We start from the raw sequence: 2,686 nt of genomic DNA on the forward strand, positions 1-2,686 counted from the left end.
TCCTTATAAGTATTATTGAAAAGATTTACGTTTTATGAATCAACCATTGCAGTTTATTCCCTATTCCGAAACATCAGGAAAACTGCATATGGATTTGGATAATTCCTTACTGGATCGCCATAGTCGAAATCCCCAATCGCCATCAATTTTAAGATTTTATCGCTGGACTCCTGCGGCAATATCCTTAGGCTTTCACCAAAAAAAATATCCTGAGCATTGGCAAGCGATTGCCGAAAACCATAATCTCGATATCGTCCATCGTCCCAGCGGGGGAAGGGCTGTGCTACATAAAGGCGATCTTACCTATGCTGTGATTACCAGTATCGATATCAATGGTAAAAAGCGATCGCATCGTGAAATATATGAATATATCTGCGGATTTTTAATTCAAGGTTTTGCCCAACTGGGGGTTCCCTTGACCTATGGACTGGCAGGACGGGGATATATTCACAATCCTAGTTGTTTCTCGACGGCAACCAATGCCGATTTAGTCATTTCTGACGGACGTAAGCTAATTGGTAGTGCGCAGGTCTATCGCCATAATTCAGTTTTGCAACATGGCTCGATCGCGATTACTCCAGATTTTGAATTACTGAAAGAACTATTTGTCTCGGAAGTGCCGATCGTGGGATGCCAAGAACTCATGCAAGGCGATCGCCAATATTGTCTGCAAAAGTTAATAGATGTTCTATCGCAATCGGCGCGGCAGTACTTTCGAGCGTAGTTCTTTTAATTCTCCATCTGTTAATCGCCGCCATTCCCCTACCCCAAGATTAGCTAAATTTAAATGGGCGATCGCGATTCTGACTAGGCGTAAAGTAGGGAATCCGACGGATGCTGTCATCTTTCTGACCTGTCGATTTTTCCCTTCGGTTAATGTTAACTCTAGCCAAGTGGTTGGTATATGGGCGCGAAAGCGAATGGGGGGATCTCTTGGCGGTAGATCTGGCTCGGTATCTAATAACTTGGCGATCGCGGGTTTTGTGCGATATCCTTGGATGATGACTCCATGTTGTAACTTCTGTAAAGCTTCTTCTGTTGGAGTTCCTTCCACCTGTACCCAATAGGTTCGGGAATGTTCAAACTGAGGATCGATTAACCGATGTTTTAATACCCCATCATTGGTAAGTAGTAACAGCCCTTCACTATCAAAATCTAATCTTCCAACCGAATACACTTCAGGGATATCCAGATATTCTCTCAAAGTTGGGCGAGGCGATATGCTGTCATCGGTAAATTGGCATAGCACTCCATAGGGCTTGTACAAAAGAATATATTGGCGATCGCTCATGCATTTAGGGGAAATCAGAATAGAAAAATCGCATTGTCAGCCTTTTAATTCTAATCTAGCGCTGGGGCATTCCTAAACTAGGATAAATCAAACCCCCAAAAGACAAGTGGCAGTGCTTCGCACTGCCACTTGTCTTTCTTGAGAGTACCGCCCGCGTAGCGGGCGGTACTCTCTTCTAGGTTTTAAGTTTACTTACAGAAACCCGTTGATTTCATAAAAAAATTACTAATGGAGTTATGAAGGAGTACACTTATTTACTGACTGTTTTATTAACTTAGCGATCGCTTAATAGTTTCTAAGTAAGTGGGCTTAATTAAATATAAAATCCTAAAGCCCGTGGTACAAGCGCAGCTTGGCACCGCAGGCTTTAGCTCTGGATATAATTATGCTGTGGTACCTATAGCCCTCAGAGATGAATCAAAAACAATTGTTTTGATGAATCAAATAGTTGAGCTTATGCCATAAAGAGGGATGGCTAAGGTATATGTCGCAGGCAATAATCAAAAACGTACTATATAGCTCCAATGCATCCTAAGTTTTTGAGACTCTAACTCAACGTTGAATATATTGAATATATTAGGTAAATCAGATGACGCAACGCCATGACTTTCCGTCAATTGGTTGTGCAGAATGCACAAAAGGAGCTGGATTAGGCTTTGACTTTACAATGGCATTTCAGCCAATCGTTAATGTTAAAACCAAAACAATTTTTGCTCAAGAAGCTTTGGTTAGGGGTATGGCCGAAGAACCCGCTGGGGAGATTTTAGCGAGGGTGAATAATGAAAATCAATACCGCTTCGACCAAGCCTGTCGAGTCAAGGCGGTTCAGTTAAGCGCAAAACTGAATATTAAATCTTATGTCAGCATTAATTTCTTGCCCAATGCTGTTTATCGTCCCGAATTATGTATTCGTACTACGCTTGAGGCAGCGGAAACTTTCGGTTTCCCGATCGATCGGATTATCTTTGAGATTACTGAAGGAGAAAAGATCGAGGATCGCGCTCATCTGCTCGAAATCATCAAATATTATCAACAAGAGGGATTCTTGACGGCGATCGATGATTTTGGGGCTGGTTACTCAGGACTTAATTTATTAGCTGATATTCAAACGGATTTAGTCAAATTAGACATGGGGCTAATTCGGCATATCGATCGCAATAAGAATCGTCAGGCGATCGTGAAGGGGATCGTTCAAGTATGTAACGAGCTAAAGATTCAAATAATTGCTGAAGGAATTGAAACTTACGAGGAGTTGGATGTTTTGCAATCCTTTGGAATCGATCTTTTTCAAGGTTATTATTTTGCGAAACCAAAATTTCAAGGATTAGCAGTTCTAGAAAATCTATAGAATAGTGCTTTTATTCTCAAATCAAACCCAATAGAGAGTTGCGGCGC

General features: G+C 41.5%; 3 protein-coding genes. 2 read left to right on the forward strand and 1 reads right to left on the reverse strand.

All coding sequences use genetic code 11. From position 1 onward, the window contains the following. Positions 1–34: 34 nt before the first annotated feature. Positions 35–724: a lipoate--protein ligase family protein gene (locus AC805_RS03955; protein ID WP_055074206.1), complete on the forward strand. Its 690-nt coding sequence runs from the start codon at positions 35–37 to the stop codon at positions 722–724. Here the strand turns inward: AC805_RS03955 and AC805_RS03960 are convergent. Beyond that, positions 689–1,291, reverse strand: a complete 603-nt coding sequence (locus AC805_RS03960) for a pseudouridine synthase (RefSeq protein ID WP_055074207.1) — start codon at positions 1,289–1,291, stop codon at positions 689–691. The genes AC805_RS03955 and AC805_RS03960 overlap by 36 nt on opposite strands. Before the next feature lie 589 nt (positions 1,292–1,880). Here AC805_RS03960 and AC805_RS03965 point away from each other — a divergent pair. Beyond that, positions 1,881–2,639, forward strand: a complete 759-nt coding sequence (locus AC805_RS03965) for an EAL domain-containing protein (protein WP_055074208.1) — start codon at positions 1,881–1,883, stop codon at positions 2,637–2,639. Positions 2,640–2,686 lie beyond the last annotated feature (47 nt).

The organism is Pseudanabaena sp. 'Roaring Creek' (genome assembly GCF_001402795.1).
In the GTDB taxonomy this organism is placed as follows: domain Bacteria; phylum Cyanobacteriota; class Cyanobacteriia; order Pseudanabaenales; family Pseudanabaenaceae; genus Pseudanabaena.